General features: G+C 47.1%; 17 protein-coding genes and 1 pseudogene. 1 reads left to right on the forward strand and 17 read right to left on the reverse strand.

Annotated features, from left to right (window positions below):
- Window positions 1-49: 49 nt before the first annotated feature.
- From ICN19_RS00970 to ndk, 12 genes are all read right to left on the reverse strand, one after another.
- On the reverse strand, window positions 50-1,213 hold the full coding sequence (locus ICN19_RS00970) for an ATP phosphoribosyltransferase regulatory subunit (RefSeq protein WP_216244961.1): 1,164 nt from the start codon (window positions 1,211-1,213) through the stop codon (window positions 50-52).
- 20 nt (window positions 1,214-1,233) lie between these two features.
- Window positions 1,234-2,103 (reverse strand): protease modulator HflC, encoded by an 870-nt coding sequence (hflC, locus tag ICN19_RS00975; protein ID WP_216244963.1) that lies wholly within the window; start codon window positions 2,101-2,103, stop codon window positions 1,234-1,236.
- Window positions 2,103-3,587 (reverse strand): FtsH protease activity modulator HflK, encoded by a 1,485-nt coding sequence (gene hflK / locus ICN19_RS00980; RefSeq protein ID WP_216244969.1) that lies wholly within the window; start codon window positions 3,585-3,587, stop codon window positions 2,103-2,105. Before hflK ends, hflC begins: the two co-directional genes overlap by 1 nt.
- Entirely contained in the window at window positions 3,577-4,818 is a 1,242-nt protein-coding gene (hflX, locus tag ICN19_RS00985) for a GTPase HflX (RefSeq protein WP_255536935.1), read from the reverse strand. Before hflX ends, hflK begins: the two co-directional genes overlap by 11 nt.
- Window positions 4,811-5,053 carry an RNA chaperone Hfq gene (gene hfq, locus ICN19_RS00990; protein WP_068321135.1) on the reverse strand — a complete coding sequence of 81 codons (243 nt, stop codon included), beginning with the start codon at window positions 5,051-5,053 and terminating at the stop codon, window positions 4,811-4,813. Before hfq ends, hflX begins: the two co-directional genes overlap by 8 nt.
- A 161-nt stretch (window positions 5,054-5,214) precedes the next feature.
- Entirely contained in the window at window positions 5,215-6,579 is a 1,365-nt protein-coding gene (gene der / locus ICN19_RS00995) for a ribosome biogenesis GTPase Der (protein WP_216244983.1), read from the reverse strand.
- Window positions 6,576-7,733 (reverse strand): outer membrane protein assembly factor BamB, encoded by a 1,158-nt coding sequence (gene bamB / locus ICN19_RS01000; RefSeq protein WP_216244986.1) that lies wholly within the window; start codon window positions 7,731-7,733, stop codon window positions 6,576-6,578. Before bamB ends, der begins: the two co-directional genes overlap by 4 nt.
- Window positions 7,733-8,392, reverse strand: coding sequence for a tetratricopeptide repeat protein (locus ICN19_RS01005; RefSeq protein ID WP_216244988.1), 660 nt, complete (start codon window positions 8,390-8,392; stop codon window positions 7,733-7,735). Before ICN19_RS01005 ends, bamB begins: the two co-directional genes overlap by 1 nt.
- A gap of 47 nt (window positions 8,393-8,439) precedes the next feature.
- On the reverse strand, window positions 8,440-9,768 hold the full coding sequence (gene hisS, locus ICN19_RS01010; protein ID WP_216244990.1) for a histidine--tRNA ligase: 1,329 nt from the start codon (window positions 9,766-9,768) through the stop codon (window positions 8,440-8,442).
- A gap of 38 nt (window positions 9,769-9,806) precedes the next feature.
- Window positions 9,807-11,075: a flavodoxin-dependent (E)-4-hydroxy-3-methylbut-2-enyl-diphosphate synthase gene (ispG, locus tag ICN19_RS01015; protein ID WP_216244992.1), complete on the reverse strand. Its 1,269-nt coding sequence runs from the start codon at window positions 11,073-11,075 to the stop codon at window positions 9,807-9,809.
- A gap of 26 nt (window positions 11,076-11,101) precedes the next feature.
- The gene (gene rlmN / locus ICN19_RS01020) at window positions 11,102-12,298 is read right to left on the reverse strand and encodes a 23S rRNA (adenine(2503)-C(2))-methyltransferase RlmN (protein WP_216245003.1); all 1,197 of its coding nucleotides are present in this window, start codon (window positions 12,296-12,298) and stop codon (window positions 11,102-11,104) included.
- Window positions 12,299-12,329: 31 nt separating this feature from the next.
- The gene (ndk, locus tag ICN19_RS01025) at window positions 12,330-12,755 is read right to left on the reverse strand and encodes a nucleoside-diphosphate kinase (protein ID WP_068321117.1); all 426 of its coding nucleotides are present in this window, start codon (window positions 12,753-12,755) and stop codon (window positions 12,330-12,332) included.
- A 261-nt stretch (window positions 12,756-13,016) separates the two neighbouring features.
- Here ndk and ICN19_RS01030 point away from each other — a divergent pair, with 261 nt between their 5' ends.
- On the forward strand, window positions 13,017-13,718 hold the full coding sequence (locus tag ICN19_RS01030; RefSeq protein ID WP_216245005.1) for a Bax inhibitor-1 family protein: 702 nt from the start codon (window positions 13,017-13,019) through the stop codon (window positions 13,716-13,718).
- A gap of 359 nt (window positions 13,719-14,077) precedes the next feature.
- On the opposite strand, the gene rlmD is transcribed toward ICN19_RS01030, so the two are convergent.
- From rlmD to surE, 5 genes and pseudogenes are all read right to left on the reverse strand, one after another.
- The gene (gene rlmD, locus ICN19_RS01035) at window positions 14,078-15,505 is read right to left on the reverse strand and encodes a 23S rRNA (uracil(1939)-C(5))-methyltransferase RlmD (protein ID WP_216245987.1); all 1,428 of its coding nucleotides are present in this window, start codon (window positions 15,503-15,505) and stop codon (window positions 14,078-14,080) included.
- A complete protein-coding gene (locus ICN19_RS01040) occupies window positions 15,498-16,319 on the reverse strand; it encodes a 3'-5' exonuclease (RefSeq protein WP_216245007.1) in 822 nt (273 codons plus the stop codon). The genes rlmD and ICN19_RS01040 overlap by 8 nt, the downstream gene beginning before the upstream one ends.
- 17 nt (window positions 16,320-16,336) lie before the next feature.
- Entirely contained in the window at window positions 16,337-17,098 is a 762-nt protein-coding gene (locus ICN19_RS01045; RefSeq protein ID WP_216245009.1) for a peptidoglycan DD-metalloendopeptidase family protein, read from the reverse strand.
- A gap of 37 nt (window positions 17,099-17,135) precedes the next feature.
- Window positions 17,136-17,759, reverse strand: a pseudogene (locus ICN19_RS01050) (protein-L-isoaspartate(D-aspartate) O-methyltransferase); the annotation flags it as partial.
- 29 nt (window positions 17,760-17,788) lie between these two features.
- Window positions 17,789-18,583: a 5'/3'-nucleotidase SurE gene (gene surE, locus ICN19_RS01055; RefSeq protein WP_216245012.1), complete on the reverse strand. Its 795-nt coding sequence runs from the start codon at window positions 18,581-18,583 to the stop codon at window positions 17,789-17,791.
- Window positions 18,584-18,600: the final 17 nt, after the last annotated feature.

Raw genomic sequence — 18,600 nt, forward strand, 5'->3', positions numbered from 1 at the left:
ATAATTACAAAATAAGTTAACTGTTCACTGCTTTAATTTAATTACTGCCTTACTTCTTTTTTACTTCCCAAGAGTTGCCCTGCTTCACCAACTCACGGTCACATTCGTATTCGGCAGCCTCAAGAGTTGTACCCGCTGGAACTTGTATCACTACCTCACCCTGAGCTCTAAGGGTGGCAATCGCCTTGCTTAATTCTGCATCCTCGATCCATGGGGCAATGATTGCCAGCTTGCGAATACTTAAAGGCGACAAGCTTGCTAGCGTTAGCAGATCCAAAGAAAAACCAGTAGCAGGACGTGGACGTCCAAAAGCTTGGCCAACATGATCATAGCGACCACCTCTTGCAATCGGCTGCGGCAATTGATCAACATAAGCGGCAAACATCACACCACTGTGATACTGGTAGCCACGCAAATCAGCCAAATCAATGCTGAGCTCCAAATTGCCTGACAGCTTTGCTGCGGCTGACACTAAACGCTCAAGATCTGTTAAAGCCTGATCAATAGCAGCATGCTTAGGCAAGTCTTTTTTCGCCTTTGCCAGCACTTCTGCACAAGGACCGTTCAACTCGGTCAGAGTTATCAGCGCTTTTGCAATATTTGCTGGCAAGCAAGTTGCCCATTGAGTTAGACGTGGACGATCCTTGCTTTGCAAAAGGCCGTACAAAGCTTCAATTGTTTCTTTATTTAAGTTCTGACCGTCTAAGATGCCATCCAAAATGCCAGCATGGGACAGATCTATATAGACCTTCTCTAAACCGGCAACAGACAATGTTTTGAGTAATAGAGTAATAGCCTCTAAATCCGCTTCCCAAGTGGAGCATCCATAAATCTCAGCGCCCAGTTGTAATTCTTCGCGAGCAGAGCTGCCCACTGGAGTGCGAGCGTGCGCTACAGAGCCTGCATAACAGAGACGAGTGACCCCATCACGATTTAACAGGTGTGCATCAATGCGAGCTACCTGCGGTGTCATGTCTGCACGCAGGCCTAAGGTACGACCAGACAACTGATCCACCAACTTAAAGGTCTGAAGATTGAGATCCGAACCGGTACCGGTTAATAAAGAATCCAAGAACTCCAAGATTGGAGGGGCAACCAATTCATAACCATAAGACTGATATAAATCCAAAACGGCACGACGCAAAGACTCAACCTTGCGAGCCTCAGCAGGCAATACATCTGCAATATCTTCAGGAAGTAACCAGCGATTCATGATGTGAACTATTTGCTTTCTTATTTTTTGTGCAGGAACTTGAAGAACTCACCAGTCGGCTCAACCACCATCACGTCTTTCTTATCCTTGAAAGAACTTCTATAGGCCTCTAGGCTCTGATAGAACTGGGCAAACTGAGGATCACGGCCAAATGCCTCTGCATAGAGAGCCGTTGCTTTAGCATCGCCCGCTCCCTTAATTTTTTGGGCATCACGATAGGCTTCCGCCAAAATCGTATCGCGTTGACGCTCTGCATTTGCACGAATTTTGTCTGATTCTGCAGCACCCATAGAGCGCAACTCATTGGCAACACGCTTGCGCTCTGCCTCCATACGGCGATAAACAGAATCACTAATTTCAGCTAAGAGATCAACACGCTTCAGACGTACGTCCACAATTTCAACGCCGATATCAGATGCATCATCCGCAACTTTCTTGCGAATTCCCTGCATCACTTCTTCACGCTGATCAGATATCAACTCACGAACAGTGCGCTTGGTGAACTCTTCATTTAAGGCTGAACGAACTAATTGAGTTAAGCGGTCCTGTGCCAAGCGCTCGTCACCCTTAAAGCTAATGAAGAACTTACGTGGATCGACAATGCGCCATTTCACATAAGAATCTACCAATAAGTTTTTCTTCTCAGCAGTAATGAAGCGCTCTGCCTCTGGATTGTCGATTGTCAAAATACGGCGATCAAAGAAGCGAACACTTTCGAATGGTGCCGGCATCTTTACTTGAATGCCAGGATTCTCGATCACACGAACAATCTGTCCAAAAGAAAACACCACAGCAAACTTACGCTGATCAACTACAAAGATGCTAGAGGACAAAACGTAGATGAGTACAACAAAGCCAATGCCTGCCGCGATTAAACGATTTGCATTCATTATCTAGACTCCCTATCGCGACTACGGAGGCCATCACGCTTATCTGCAGAATTATTATTTAATGGAACAGCACTAGAAGACGGGCTGGGTGCACTTGCACCAGTAGCGCCGCCAACTGTCACACTTCCTGTTGGGGTACTTGCACCAGATTGAACCTGTGCATTGGCAGCTTGAGCGCTTTCCGCACTCACTTGCGCAACGATCTTATCGAGTGGGAGATATAAAAGACTATTGCTCTTAGTGGTATCCACCAAAATCTTAGTGACATTGTTGTACATCTCGCGCATGCTATCGATATACATACGATCACGCGTTACCTGAGGTGCCTTAGAGTATTCAACCAATACCTGCTTAAAGCGTGTTGCGTCGCCTTCTGCAGTAGCCACTACGCGGGCCTTATAACCTTCAGCCTCCTGAATCAGGCGCTCAGCAGTACCTTTAGCTCTTGGAATAATGTCATTTGCATATGCCTGACCTTCACTCTTCAAGCGCTCTTGGTCTTGACCAGCTTTCACTGCATCATCAAAGGCCGCTTGAACTTGCTCTGGTGGCTGAACGTTTTGGACGGTCACACTCGTCACATAGATACCGGTCTTATAGCTATCCAAAATCTTCTGAATAGAATTCGCTAAATCAACACCAATCTTTTCGCGACCTTCATACAGCACGGTATCCATCTTGCTGCGTGCAACGATTTCGCGGACGGCTGTTTCAGCAGCTTGAACTACTGCAGCATCAGGATCACGATTATTAAATAAATAATCAGTAGGATCTTTCAAGCGATATTGCACAGCAAAGCGCACATCGATAATGTTTTCATCCTCAGTCAACATGGAGGAATCTTTTTGATTCGTCGCTTTAATTAAGACTGGGCGCCCTACTTCTACAGAACGAACGCCCGATAAGTTCACCGTCTCTTCAGACTGGATTGGCCACGGCATGCGCCAGTTAATACCAGGCTTCGCGGTGTAGTCGTACTTACCAAAAGTAAGGATGACGCCAGCTTGACCTTCTTGAATAATGAAGAAGCCGCTGCATACCCACATAAAGAAGACAACTGCACCTGCAATCAGGATGCTTGCCTTTGATCCGAATGGATTGCTGAAATTGAAATTAGGCGCACTGATGCCGCCGTTGCCGCCGCCACTGCCACCGGCACCACCTCGTTGTGAAGGCGGAGGAATATCAGTGCTGCTTGGTTTATTAGATGGCTTGTTAGCTGTGCCAGGAGATTTTTTGCCGCCAAAAATGCCAGCAATTCTGTCGTTGAAATCTCTCCAGAGCTCATCCAAGTCTGGAGGGCCATCTGATTTATTTGGTTGACTGGTTGGTCGAGTCTCTACAGGCTGATTGGTTTCTGGATCGACTTTTGGAGCTTGATCGCCCCCCTGCCCATCCTTAGCATCTTTAGATCCACCGGAATTGTGGCTATTGCCCCATCCGGGGTCATTGACCGAAAACAGTCCTAGAAATTTACGCGTCATTAGAAAAATAGCTCGGGTTGGAAATCGGATTAAATTCAGAAGTTTCTGGTCGTTCAGGTAAAGGCTCTAAAAACTCATCCGGGGCCAATTGTTTCTTGGCACGGTTGTGCTCGACCCTTATTCTATCAGTCATTTGAGAGCATTCGGCGAGGGCTGAACGAAGTAAATCAAGGCCCAAGCCTGACTGGGCCGACAGGAAAACCTGACTAGGAAAACCCAGGTTATCGCGCTCTAAAACCGCCCCCCGGGTAAAGGTTTGAGGCATTAAGTCGATTTTGTTCATAACCTCGATCCTGGGGATGTCATCAGCCCCAATTTCCTCCAAAACAGCCTCAACTTCGGCCTTTTGCTCCCTGGCTACCGGGCTACAGGCGTCTATGACATGCAAAATCAGGTCAGCATGGATGGTTTCATCCAGGGTTGCCCTAAAAGCCTCTACCAGCTGGTGAGGCAAATCCCGGATAAATCCCACCGTATCGGAGACCACAATCGACCCGACTCCATCCAAATGGACCCTTCTGGAGGTGGTATCGAGGGTGGCAAATAGCTGATCAGCCGCGTATGTCCCTGCTTTGGTTAGGGCATTAAAAAGAGTGGATTTGCCCGCATTGGTGTACCCCACCAAAGAGACTGAAAACACATCCTTGCGATTTCGAGCACGTCTTTGCGTCCTTTGTTGGCGCTGTAGTTTTTCTAATTCATTCTCAAGGCGCTTGGCCTTGGTTGCCAACATCCGGCGGTCCAACTCCATTTGGGTTTCACCAGGACCACCACGCACACCAATACCACCACGCTGACGTTCTAAGTGACTCCATGCTCTTACCAATCGAGACATGCGATATCGCACTTGCGCAAGTTCAACCTGCGTCTTACCAATGTGACTTTGCGCTCTTTGACTAAAGATGTCCAAAATCAAACCGGTGCGATCCATCACATGAAATCCAATGTGACGTTCTAAATTTCGTTGCTGTGTTGGAGATAAAGGATGATTGAAGATGGCGAGCTCTGCGCCCCGCTCTTCCATGACCCTTTTGAGTTCATTGGCCTTACCTGAGCCTATGAATAAAGCTGGATCCGTCCTGCCTTTGCGGGCGATAACACTGGCTGCAGGTATAGAGCCGGCACTATCAGCCAAAAGACTGAGCTCGGCCATGCTGTCAGCAAAATCTTCGCGTCCTGTATCCACTCCAACCAGAACAGCGCGTGCCGCATCTACTCCAGTTTTATACAGGGCTAGCTTCTTCTAAACGGAAATCAATCGCACGAGCAGGAACAATCGTCGAGATTGCATGCTTGTAAACCATCTGCGTCACGGTATTACGCAAGAGGACAACATACTGATCGAAAGATTCAATATTGCCCTGCAACTTAATGCCATTTACGAGATAGATCGAAACAGGAACATGCTCTTTGCGCAAAGCATTGAGGAAAGGATCCTGAAGTAATTGGATTTGCTTGTTATTCATACTGCCCCTTATTTATCTTTTCTGAACTACTTTTTTCGGAGTCTTGCTTTTTTAATTAAATATCAATCTTTACAACAACTACATTTTGCAGCCCTCTATATTGATCTGATTTTCGAAAAAATCAAGCCCACAAGGAACTGAGGATTTAAGCTTATCCCAAATTAACGCTTTTTGCCTTTTTTACCCTTATCAGCATCCACATAGGGGTTTTTGGCAGTATTCATCTGAATCCGCAAAGGCGTACCGCGTAACTTAAAGACATCCCTAAAGCGACCTTCTAAGTATCGCTTGTAGCTATCCGTTACCCCGCTTAAGGATGTGCCATGAATAACCACAATTGGGGGATTCATGCCCCCTTGATGGGCATAGCGCAATTTAGGACGCCCCATACCAACGCGTTTTGGCTGTTGATGCTCAATTGCCTCTTGCAAAATGCGGGTCAAACGTGGAGTCGGCAACTTCGCCATTGCTGCAGCATATGCAGCGTCGACATCCTTAAAGAGCTCCTTAAGGCCCGTGCCCTTTTTAGCGGAAATCGGATGAACGTTTGCAAAATCTAAGAAGCGTAGTTTTTGTGCAATCTCTAAACGAGCACGTTCTTTTACATATGCATCGATACCATCCCACTTGTTGACTGCAACTACGAGCGCACGACCAGCTTCAACAATGAATCCTGCGATATGGGCATCTTGCTCAGAAATATCTTGCTGCGCATCTAACATCAAGATCACGACATTACAGTCAGCAATAGCCTGCAATGTTTTGACAACAGAAAACTTTTCAATCGCTTCAAATACCTTGCCACGGCGACGCAGACCTGCGGTATCAACTAGGATGTATGGCTTACCGTTGCGCTCAAAGGGAACTTCAATTGCATCACGCGTTGTACCCGGCATATCAAATGCAATGACACGCTCTTCACCAATCAACTTATTGATCAATGTAGATTTACCCACGTTTGGACGACCCACCACCGCAATCTTCATTGGGCGATTTGGATCGTTTGCTAATTCATCTTCATCTGGTTCTGCGATGCCAAGAGAATCCAATGCATCATCAATCAAACCACGCACACCATCACCATGAGCAGAAGAGATTGGGAAAGGCTCACCCAAACCCAACTCATGAAAGTCTGCCGTGACAACGCCGGCTTGCATGCCTTCAGTTTTATTAACAGCCAAGATGACTGGGCGACCAGTTTTACGCAAGAAGTCTGCGATGACACGATCTTGTGGTGCCATTCCTAAGCGACCATCGACCAAGAAAATCACAATGTCAGATTCGGCAACAGCTTGCTTCGTTTGCTTTGCCATTTCGGCTACGATGCCAGTCTTTGCAACAGGCTCAAAACCACCTGTGTCTACGCAAATAAATGCGCGCTCACCAATGCGGCCTTTGCCGTAGTGTCGATCTCTGGTTAAGCCAGAAAAATCGGCCACCAATGCATCACGTGAACGCGTTAAGCGATTAAAGAGAGTCGACTTCCCTACATTGGGACGGCCGACGATAGTGATGACTGGATTCATTTTGGACTGTACGCCGCTATTTTTCCACCTTGAGATTGAACCAAGATGAGGCCACCTACCGCAATAGGGGCAGCCGAGATTGGACTACTGTCGTGACGAATACGTGCAACCATCTCACCATTCGCCTGTGAAAATGCATGGATGTAACCTTGAGAATCACCCATTAACAAAACTCTACCCACTGCAAGTGACTCGCCTACATCGCGATAAGTTAACTGAGTGTTTTCCCAAACCTGAGTGCCATCCTTGGTTGCAAAAGCAGTGACATAGGATTTATCATTTGCCGAGAAAACCATATCCGTACTTTGGGAGGTACCGGTATAGCTTGAGTAATCCTTAAACCATAAAAGATTGCCCGTACGCGCCTGACCACAACCAATGCGGCCTTGATAAGAAACAGCGCAGAGAATCTCACCTTCCATGCTAGGTTTAGCAGTAACGTCATTCAAGCGCTCAATTTCTGAAAACCCTTTTGGAAAAGATACTGGGGTCTCCCACACCAAACCACCATTGGCAATTACAATCATGCCAAAACGTCCACCTGCAAAGCCAGTAACAATGACTTCGTTACCAATCGCCAACATGCCGTAACCAACACGCAATGACAATGCAGACTGCTGGCGCTGATAGGTCCACTTACGCGCTCCAGTTAGAGCATCCAATCCGATAAAGCGATTATCAAGAGCTCGCACAATGACTACGCCACCCGCCACTACTGGCTCACTCAACACTTCACTACCTACACTGATATTCCAAATCTGCTTACCTGTCTCGTCATACGCGTAGACCATACCTTTTGTAGTAACCGCAACCGTAGTGCGACCATCAGAACCAGGGCCAACTGATAAACGCTCGGGTACAGATGCTTCCCATACCTTATTGCCTGATGCCAAATCAATTTTGGCCAAGTTACCCCGATGTGAAGCAGCATATACAGCATCGCCAGCAACAATGGGATGAAAGTTAAAGCCTTCTGATGAACCCACGCTAGTTGACCATACCGACTGCAAATCAAATTGATTTGTAACTGCAGCCAAATCGGCAGGCTTTCTCACACGAGAGCTGCCGGAACAAGCGACTAAAGCCATTACCAAGGAACCCAACACCAAGGCGGCGCCTAGGCGCACTGGCAAACGCTTCATTTCTTTAGTCATCACTGAGCAACTCCCCCAACGGCATCCAATTTAACCTTCAAGAGTCGACGTGCCTCCTCTGGAAATTCTTTTGCTTGATCTAATTTCTTCCAAGCCTCTTGATAGCTTTGTTTTGCTTGATCATTTTTCTTTTGTGCCAAATACCAATCGCCACGACGCTCAAGCCAGAGGGACTCAAAACCAGCGATAGGTTTCTGATTCAGAATTTGATCTGCCTCTGCAAAATCCTTTTCACCACCTTGCTCAATTAACTGCGTCACTAAACGTAACTTTGCCAATGCCAAATAACCATCATTTGAAGCATTCTTAGCAGCCCAACGCAAATAGTCCAAAGCTTTGTTGCCATCACCCGCGTCTGATGCAATACGCGCAGCAATTAAGCTCGACATCGCTGCATAAGGCGTACGACCAAAATCTTTTTGTAAATCATCTGCAGCGCGCAAGGTTTGATCTTTATCACCTTTAGCAATTGCACCAACCATCGTTTCATATAACTTGGAGGCTTCAAGCGCCTGACTATTGCGCCACCACTGATAACCACTATAGGCGGCATAGGCAAATAAAGCAGCAGTGATCACGCCCGTAATGAGATTGCGATATTTTTGCCAAAACGCTTTGAATTGGTCTAATTGTTCTTGTTCTTCTAGATCTAAAGGCATTTCAATCCAAACTAATTAATAAGTAATTTATAAGTATTAGGGTAATTCTATTCGGAGGCGCCTACCAGAGCATCAATTGCCGCCCCCAGTACGTTATCCAAGGGAACGGACTTCTGTTCGCCTGTGCCACGCAGATCCTTAAGTTGGGCCTCGTTCTTAGCCAACTCATCGGGGCCAATAATGACCGCAAAGGCAGCCCCACTACTATCTGCCTTCTTCATTTGGGACTTAAAGCTAGCGGATTGACCATCTGGAGGGCAGAAAAGAATGGTATCGATTCCGGCGCTACGTAAACGCTCGGCAATAATCATGGCAGCCGTTAAAGTCTCACCACCTTGATGCAAAACAAAAATGTCACACTGAGCTTGCACTTCCGGCAAAGAACCAGAAACTTTCATGAGCTCAAGCACACGCTCCATACCCATTGCCCAACCACAAGCGGGGGCAGCTTTGCCGCCCATACGCTCGATCAATGGATCGTAACGGCCACCACCTGCGATAGTGCCCTGAGCACCCAACTCATCTGTCACCCACTCAAATACAGTGAGGTTGTAATAATCCAAGCCACGAACTAAACGGGGATTAATTTTGCAAGGGATGTTGTTGGCTTTAAGCAATGCTTGCACCGCATTGAAATGTTTAAGCGACTCTTCGCCCAAGAAATCCAACAACTTCGGCGCACCTTCGATCAAGGTCTGCATCTCTGGATTCTTAGAATCCAAAATGCGCAAAGGATTTGTCATTAAACGGCGTTGTGAGTCCTCGTCCAACTGCGCTTTGTTCTTCTCAAAGTACGTTACCAGGGCCGCACGATGCTCTGCACGCTCAGGCGCCTGACCCAGAGAGTTAATCTCTAAACGAACGCCCTTTAGACCAAGTTCATCCCATAGGCGTTGACCCATAAGGATGATTTCTGCATCGATATCAGGGCCAGCAAAGCCTAAGGCCTCAATACCGAACTGGTGGAACTGGCGATAGCGACCACGCTGTGGACGCTCATGACGGAACATCGGACCTGTATACCAGAGACGCTTAGGTCCCTCATACAGCAAATTGTTCTCAATAACGGAACGCACTAATGCAGCAGTACCCTCTGGGCGCAAAGTCAGTTGCTCGCCATTCAAGCGATCTTCAAAGGAATACATTTCCTTTTCAACGATATCGGTCACCTCACCAATACCGCGCTGAAATACCGCCGTTGCTTCCACAATAGGTGTTCTCAAAAACTCATAGCCATAAGCGCGAGTGAGATCACGTAAAACGTGTTCAAGATGCGCCCATTGAGCAGCATCGGCTGGCAGTAAATCATTCATGCCGCGCACGCCGTTAATCTTCTGCGTCTTTTGAACTTTATCTTTTACGTTTTGATCAGTCATTTTTATTATTGTTTTGTAATTACTTTACTTAAGCCTATTTAAACCTTAGCCGCATAATTTTGTTTGACGTATTCGTCCACAATCACTTGGAACTCTTCGGCAATTCTCTCACCACGCAGTGTTTTTACCTTAACCCCATCCACAAACACTGGGGCGGCTGGGGTTTCTCCTGTACCTGGCAAGGAAATACCAATATTGGCATGCTTACTCTCACCTGGACCATTGACGATGCATCCCATGACGGCCACATTCATATTCTCAACGCCAGGATGGGTTTTCTTCCAAACCGGCATTTGTTGACGTAAGTAGGACTGAATATTGGCTGCCAATTCTTGGAAGGTAGTACTGGTTGTTCTGCCGCAACCTGGGCAAGCGATCACCATCGGCGTGAAATTACGCAGGCCCATGGTCTGCAATATTTCTTGCGCAACAATCACTTCGTTTTCACGAGGCGCGCCTGGGTCAGGTGTTAATGAAACACGAATCGTATCGCCAATACCTTCCTGCAACAAGATACCCATTGCTGCCGTAGAAGAAACAATTCCTTTGCTACCCATACCTGCTTCAGTTAAACCTAAATGCAATGGATAGTCAGAGCGACGAGAAAGATCGCGATATACGGCAACTAAATCTTGCACATTACTCACTTTGCAAGACAGCAAAATTTGATCGGGGTTCATGCCCAGCTCCACTGCTTTTTCCGCAGACTGCAAGGCAGATTGAATCAACGCCTCAATCATCACTTCTTGCGCAGTTTTTGGGACTGCTAAAGCCGCATTGCTATCCATGATGGAAGCCAAGAGGTCTTGATCTAAGCTACCCCAGTTCACACCAATCCGAATCGGCTTGTCATATTTGCACGCAGCTTCGATCATTTGGGCAAATTGCGGGTCACGCTTAGCGCCCTTACCCACATTGCCAGGATTAATGCGGTATTTAGAGAGCGCCTTGGCGCAATCCGGAAAATCATTCAATAAAGTGTGGCCGTTGTAATGAAAGTCGCCAATGAGTGGCACCAAGACATCCATCTTGTCTAACTGCTCACGAATATAAGGAACTGCAGCAGCAGCTTCTGGCGTATTAACGGTAATACGAACCATCTCCGAACCAGCGCGCGCCAATTCTTTTACCTGAATTGCCGTACCAACCGCATCTGCAGTATCGGTATTCGTCATCGACTGTACGCGAACTGGAGCATCGCCACCCACAGTAATGATGTTCGTTTTCCAGGCAACGGTAGCCTGACGAGTAGCGCGCTTAGGCGCTGGACCTAGTGGTAGTGGCGGCAAAGAATTATTAGAGCTCATTGGATCTATTGACTAGGATCTAATCTTTAATTTAATTTTTTGAGCCACTCAATTGGGTGCTCATTTGATTCAACTTCAGCAATTTCGATTTCGGCACTGTGGACATCACGCTCACGAACTCGAGTTCGGTCGACCACGTCCCCCGCTAACTGACCGCAGGCTGCAGCAATATCATCACCACGAGTCTTACGTACAGTAGCAACCATGCCAGCGTCCAAAAGAATGCCAGCAAAGGCATTTACCCGCTGAGCTGACGAACGCTTGAGACCAGACTCTGGGAAAGGATTAAATGGAATCAGATTAATCTTGCACTTAATGTTTCTCAGTAAGCGCACCAATTCTTTTGCCTGGATATCGGAGTCATTCACGCCATCGAGCATGCAATATTCAAAAGTTAAAAAGTCTCTTGGTGCGAATGGCAAGTAACGCTCACAAGCATCAAGCAATTCACGTAGAGGATATTTTTGATTCAGTGGTACCAATTGATCACGCAATGCGTCATTCGGTGCATGCAAGGAAACTGCTAAGGCTACTGGGCAATCTTGCGCCAGGCGATCAATCATCGGCACCACGCCTGATGTTGAAACAGTTACACGACGACGGGATAAACCATAAGCCCTGTCATCAAGCATGAGGCGCAATGCAGAAACGACATTGTCGTAATTGAGTAATGGCTCACCCATTCCCATCATCACCACATTAGAAATCACACGACCCGTATGCTCCCAACCTGGAGTAGGAAATTTTTCAATGCGACGAACAGCCTCCGGATCATTACGCAAAAGATGCTCAGCAAACCAGAGTTGCCCGATGATTTCACCAGAAGTGAGATTGCGTGAGAAGCCTTGATGCCCAGTTGAGCAAAAGCGGCAGTTCACTGCGCAACCCGCTTGAGAAGAGATGCACAAAGTGCCTCGGTCATCCTCAGGAATAAAAACGGACTCCACCGCATTGCCAGCGCCCACGTCCAGCAACCATTTGCGGGTGCCGTCTAGCGCATGCTCGTCTTTAATTACGGGGAGAGAAAGTACTTCTGCTTTATCTAGCAAAGTTGCTCTAAAGCTTTTTGCTAAATCACTCATGTCATTAATGTCTGATACACCACGTTGATGTATCCACTGCATGAGTTGCTTTGCCCTAAAGGGCTTTTCATTCAACCCCGCGACATACGCTGCCATTTGGTCAGCGTCAAAATCTAAGAGATTTACGCGCGGGGAGGTCAATGCGCCTACTTATAGATAAATAGGTTGTTGATTAACGATTGAAAACATTCATGCCAGGGAAGAAGAAAGCAACTTCCACAGCAGCTGTTTCAGGAGCGTCAGAACCGTGAACAGCGTTTGCATCAATGCTGTCAGCAAAGTCAGCACGGATTGTGCCTTTTTCTGCCTTCTTAGGATCAGTAGCACCCATCAAGTCGCGGTTCTTAGCAATAGCGCCTTCGCCTTGCAAAACTTGAATCATGACTGGACCGGAAATCATAAAGCTGACTAAGTCCTTGAAGAAAGGACGATCTTTGTGAACGCCATAGAACTGCTCAGCTTCGTTTTGTGACAAATGCGCCATTCTGGAAGCAACAATCTTCAAACCAGCGGATTCGAAACGATCATAGATTTTGCCGATGACGTTTTTAGCGACAGCATCAGGTTTGATAATAGAAAGGGTGCGTTCAATTGCCATTCAAGACTCCAATAGTGATTTCAAAGGTTTTTGCCAGGTTGGGGCTATAAGCCACCCCACTCCAGCGACCCCCGAATTATACATTGCCTGACCGTATTTACCCCTATGTCTGTAGGGCTAAGCCCTTGAATTTACAGGGCATAAGCCTTTAATTTGTAGGTCTTTCATATGGGGGCTTGAAATTTAGGTGTTTTGTCTATACTTACTGTCAACAGCCCTATATGGGCTCTTGTAATAACTATCAAAAAAGAAGGAGTCAATATGAGTGATCTGAACTCTTACGGCTTTGGCCAAACCGGCTCGATTAGCACCATCCAAATACGCAACCGCGTACTCCGCAATACCTATGCGCTGTTGGCGCTATCCATGGTGCCTACCGTCATAGGCGCCTGGCTTGGCGTTGCGATGGGATTGGAACTCTTCTCAGGCAGCCCATTCATTGGCTTCATCGTGTTTATGGCAGTTGCTTTTGGCTTCTTCTGGGCCATCGAAAAGAATAAAGATACCGGTGTAGGCGTTCTACTGCTCCTGGGCTTTACCTTCTTCATGGGCATCATGATGTCCCGCTTGGTTGGCTTCACACTCAACAGCTATAGCAATGGTGCAACGCTCATCATGCTGTCCTTCGGCGGCACAGCTGCGATCTTTGCCACTATGGCAACGATCGCTACTGTAAGCAAAAGCGACTTCTCCGGTATGGGCAAATGGCTGATGGTTGGCGTACTACTCTTGATTGTTGCCTCCTTGGCAAACATCTGGCTGCAACTGCCTGCTTTGATGTTGACAGTGATGGTGCTAGCCATCGCAATCTTCTCTGCATTCATTTTGGTAGATGTGCAGCGTGTGATTAACGGCGGCGAGACCAACTACATCATGGCTACTTTGGCTATTTACTTGGATGTGTACAACGTCTTCACCAACTTACTTGCCCTCTTGGGTATTGTTGGCGGTAATAGAGATTAAGCAATACTAAGAACTGAAGTGTGATGTTCTCTAAAGGCGCCTGCGGGCGCCTTTTTATTTGCTACAAAAAAGCTTCGCGTGAATTGTTTATGACTGGATGCTAGACAGCAACAAACATACTCACAACATAAGACAGTGCCATCAAAATGAATAAGAGGGCAAAACTATCTGAGGCTTTCATGACAGACTCCCAAAAGTAATTTACGGGTTTGGCAGCAATATCTCTGCATAAGTTCAATCTACTCTTGGATTGGAGCCAGGTATTTGCAAGTCGCACTGGATTTAGGCTTTACGCACTAAATTGGGGCAATCTTAACCGGACTATTGGGGAAATACTTCTAAATCAAGTATTTAGGCGATTACAGCCGATCAAATACCGCCATAGACTCCACATGGGAGGTGTGAGGAAACATATTAATGATCCCTGCGCTACTCAAAGAGTAGCCCGCTTGATGACACAGAATCTCAACATCTCTGGCCAAAGTTTTTGGGTTGCAGGAGACATACACAATGCGCTGAGGGAGTAAGTCGCTTTGCTGAAGGTGTAATTCAGCTAGTGCCTTGCAAATTTCCATTGCACCTTCGCGGGGAGGATCCATTAGCCAGCGCTCTGCTTTTCCCCAGGATGCAATCGTTTCTGGTGTCACTTCAAACAAATCACTTTGCATGAAGCTTGCCTTCTCAACCAAGCCGTTATGTTCTGCATTTGCATTTGCTCTAGTGGTTAAGCTTGCCAAACCTTCGATACCTAAAACTTGTTTTGCTTTTCTGGCCAGCGGTAATGTGAAATTACCAATGCCACAGAATAAATCGAGCACACGATCGGTAGGCTTTACTTCCAGCAAGCGAATCGCCCTACTCACCAAGGCGCGATTCATCATATGATTAACCTGTGTAAAGTCCGCAGGTTTAAATGGCATTTCAATTTCAAATTCAGGTAGTCGGTAACAAAGCTTGCCGGTCTCGGGATAAAACGGCGCTACCGTCTCAATGCCTTTGGGCTGGAGCCATATCCAGACCTGATGTTGATCGGCAAACTCTCGTAGCAGTTGCTCGTCATCAGTTGTCAGGGGCTTGAGATTTCGAAACACCAATGCAGTAACCGGCTTGGATTTTTTAGGATCCTCTGATTGGGAATCCTCTGGCTCACCCACTGCAATTTCAATCTGCGGCATACGATCGACGATAGACAAACCCATCACCAATTTGCGCATCTCTGGCAATAAGTCAGATACATGCTTAGGCAGAATCTCACAGGCCAGCATATCAGCAACATAGCCACTTTTGCCTTCATGAAAACCAATGAGTACTGTGCCCTTTTTAATAGAGCGATTAACCGCACTAAGACGTGCACGATGACGGTATTCCCAAGTGGGCCCACCCATCGGGCGCAGGATTTCTCCTGGCTTTACTTTGGCAATATGTTGCAGATCATCTTCGAGCACACGCTGCTTCATAGCCACTTGCGCACGAATATCTAAATGCTGCATGGTGCAGCCGCCGCAAATACCAAAGGCTTTACATTTGGGCTCAGCCCGAAATACCGCGGGCTTGAGAATATCGCGTACTTTAGCTTTACTAAAGCGGGCTTTTTCACTGGTTATCGTGTATGTCACCAGCTCAGTTGGTAATGCCCCTTTAATAAAGATGACTTTGCCACTTTGGCCCTGGGCCAGCTCTTCCTCGTTCGGCACCAAGCGCGCAATTCCTTGAGCATCGAGATCTAAGGCTTCAACTTTGATTGGCTCAGTCACCTCGATGTTGACTGGCTTATCCCCTCTACGCATCAGCTGAAAAACCCCGGAGATATTCTTGCCATTGAGCGCCATTTGGCTCTTTCGCTTCTTTTTCTAAGTAGGCTTTTACAAATTCAATCTCTTCTTGGTACTCCTCGAGAGAGAAGCCACCGCGCAGCAACTGAAAACGGCAGTACATGAGATAAGTATTGACTACATCCGTCTCACAGTAACGGCGAATGTCATTAATCTTGCCATCTTGATAAGCGGGCCATACTTGACTGCCATCCATGCCCATCTTGCCTGGAAAGCCACATAACTTAGCCAAGCCATCAAGAGGTGCATTGGCGCGACCATTAAATTTTGCCAAGAGATCCATCATGTCAAGATGACGCATGTGGTAACGGCTAATGTAGTTGTTCCATTTAAATTCTCGGCTATCAGAATCTTGGCTCTCGCCCATCTCCCAATAACGTGGCGCTTGAATATGATTAGCTAGAGCTCGATAGTGCAATACCGGTAAGTCAAAGCCACTGCCATTCCAAGAAACCAATTGCGGCGTATATTTTTCAATGAGATCAAAGAAGGCTTGAACTAAAACCTTTTCGTCATCTTGTGGAGTCCCTAAGGTTCCCACTTTAATTTGTGGCAATCCTTCTTTGGTAGTTCTACGAATCACGCAAGATATCGCCACAATCTTTTGCAGAAACAGGGGAAGAAATTCGCTGCCGGTTTTAGCGGCGCGATCAGCCATTGCTTTGCTAGCCACTTCGGCGTCACTCATGGATTTCGGAAAATCTTCCAGACGACGCAATCCCGCTACATCAGGAATGGTTTCAATATCGAATACGAGAACGGTCGCCATACTTACTTAAGGCAACGTTACTGCAGATACGGCGTTGGATTAACTGGTTTTCCGTTAACGCGTAATTCAAAATGCAATTTGATTGCATTAGCATCTGTATCGCCCATCTCAGCAATCCTCTGACCCTTACGAACAGTGTCACCCTCTTTTACTAAGAGCTTGCTATTGTGGGCGTAAGCAGTGAGATAGGTATTGTCATGCTTCACAATGACTAGATTGCCGTAACCACGCAAGCTATTGCCAGCGTATACCACCTTGCCATCTGATGCAGCAAGAACGGGCTCACCGACTTTGCCGGCTATATCAATACCTTTATTGGTCTCACTAAACTCAGCAATAACTTTACCTTTTGCGGGCCAAGATAAACGGATGCCAGGTTCAGCCACGGCTTCAACTTTTGCTGGCTCAGGAGAGGTCGCCGGTGAATCTGACTTATCTGCTACAGGCTTCTTATCCGCAACACGTGCAGGCTTTGATCCTGCAGGCGCTTTAATCAAAATCAAATCCCCAACCTCAATCACATTGGGATTGAAGTTGGGATTGGCCGCTTTATTCCATTGCACAACATCACGTGGTGCTTGACCGTTATCTAAAGCAATGCGCGCCAAGGTATCGCCTTTTTTAACTCGATAGTAACCAGGCGGTGTTGGCTCACTCGATCCGCCACTGCGATCAGTCACGCTAGCAGGCTTTGTGCGTGGCACGGAACAGCCCACCATCAACATCAATGATGCAGATATCAGCGCAACGAGAAAAGGTTTAAATAAGGTGCTTAGCATTAAATTGGGTTCTGAATTATTGAATTCATCATAAAACTCACACTACCCCTGATTGTAAGGGGACAAAAAAGACCTCGTCCAGCACAGTCCTTTGGTAGCGCTGGGAACTCATTCGCTCCACCATCACAAGCTGCTGCTCTTTGTCATTTTTGGCAACTGGGGCTACCAGGCGACCGCCAATCGACAACTGGTCAAGTAAGGCATCTGGAATGCCCAAACCTGCTGCCGCCAAAATGATCCCGTCAAATGGTGCTGCCTGAGGCAAACCCAAGATACCATCGCCATAAATTAAGCGCAGATTATTAATCCGAAACGGGCGTAACTTTGCCCTGGCCATGTCATGTAATGGGCGTATCCGCTCAATAGAGTAAACCTCATCCGCTAGCAAACTGAGAACCGCCGCTTGATAACCGCAACCAGTACCAATCTCTAGCACTTTGCCAAGCTTGTGCTTTGGCTTATGAAGCAGTTCAATCATCCTTGCCACTACGGATGGCTTAGATATGGTTTGCTCATGACCAATAGGTAAGGCAGTGTCTTCATAAGCCTGCGCATGCAAACCGGCATCCATAAAGGCATGCCTTGGGACGGTAGCAATTGCCTCTAGAGTTTTACCGTGCTTTACGCCGCCCGCATGCACTTTTGCAGCTAGCGCTTGCCGATAGGCAGCAAAGCGTTCTGTTGGAGCCTTCAACCGCGGTCCCATCCGTTAGCGCGCATTGCCGCTAGACGAGCATGATGCGTTAAGTCTAACTGCATCGGCGTAATCGAAATACATCCTTCAGCAATCGCATGAAAGTCAGTGCCCTCGGAGCCCTCTTTGACATCGCCCGCGGCGCCGATCCAGTAAATCTTTTCACCACGAGGGCTATCTTGCACCACTACAGGCTGTGAATGATGGCGATTGCCCAGGCGAGTTACACGCCAGCGATAAAGATCAGCGTAAGGACGATTTGGAATGTTGACATTGAGTAGTGTTGCTACGCCATCAGCATGATTTTTGCTTAACGCAGAAACCAGCATTTGCGCCACTAGATCGTGCGCCGCTTTAGCGGCATCCTCAATGCGATTCCAACCACGATCAATTTGTGAGAAAGCAATACCAGGCACTCCAAACATCACACCCTCAACAGCAGCGGCTACCGTACCAGAGTACAGAGTGTCTTCACCCATATTCTCACCCTGGTTAATGCCAGAAATCACCAAATCTGGTTTCTCATCAAGAAAGCCAGTCATCGCAACGTGAACACAATCTGTCGGCGTACCATTGATAAAGAAAAATCCGTCACGCTCACCACCGGCAACCCGATGAATCGAGAGTGGCCTTGAGAGTGTTAATGAATTCGATGCGCCGCTATGATTTTGCTCGGGAGCGATCACTGTAATACGACCCAAAGGACGTACCGCATTTACTAAAGCCAATAAACCAGGAGCTAAATAGCCATCATCATTGGAAACCAAGATGTGAGGTTGATGATTGCTCATGAAAATAGTCTTTATGT

Source organism: Polynucleobacter sp. AP-Capit-er-40B-B4, from assembly GCF_018882245.1.
Lineage (GTDB): Bacteria > Pseudomonadota > Gammaproteobacteria > Burkholderiales > Burkholderiaceae > Polynucleobacter.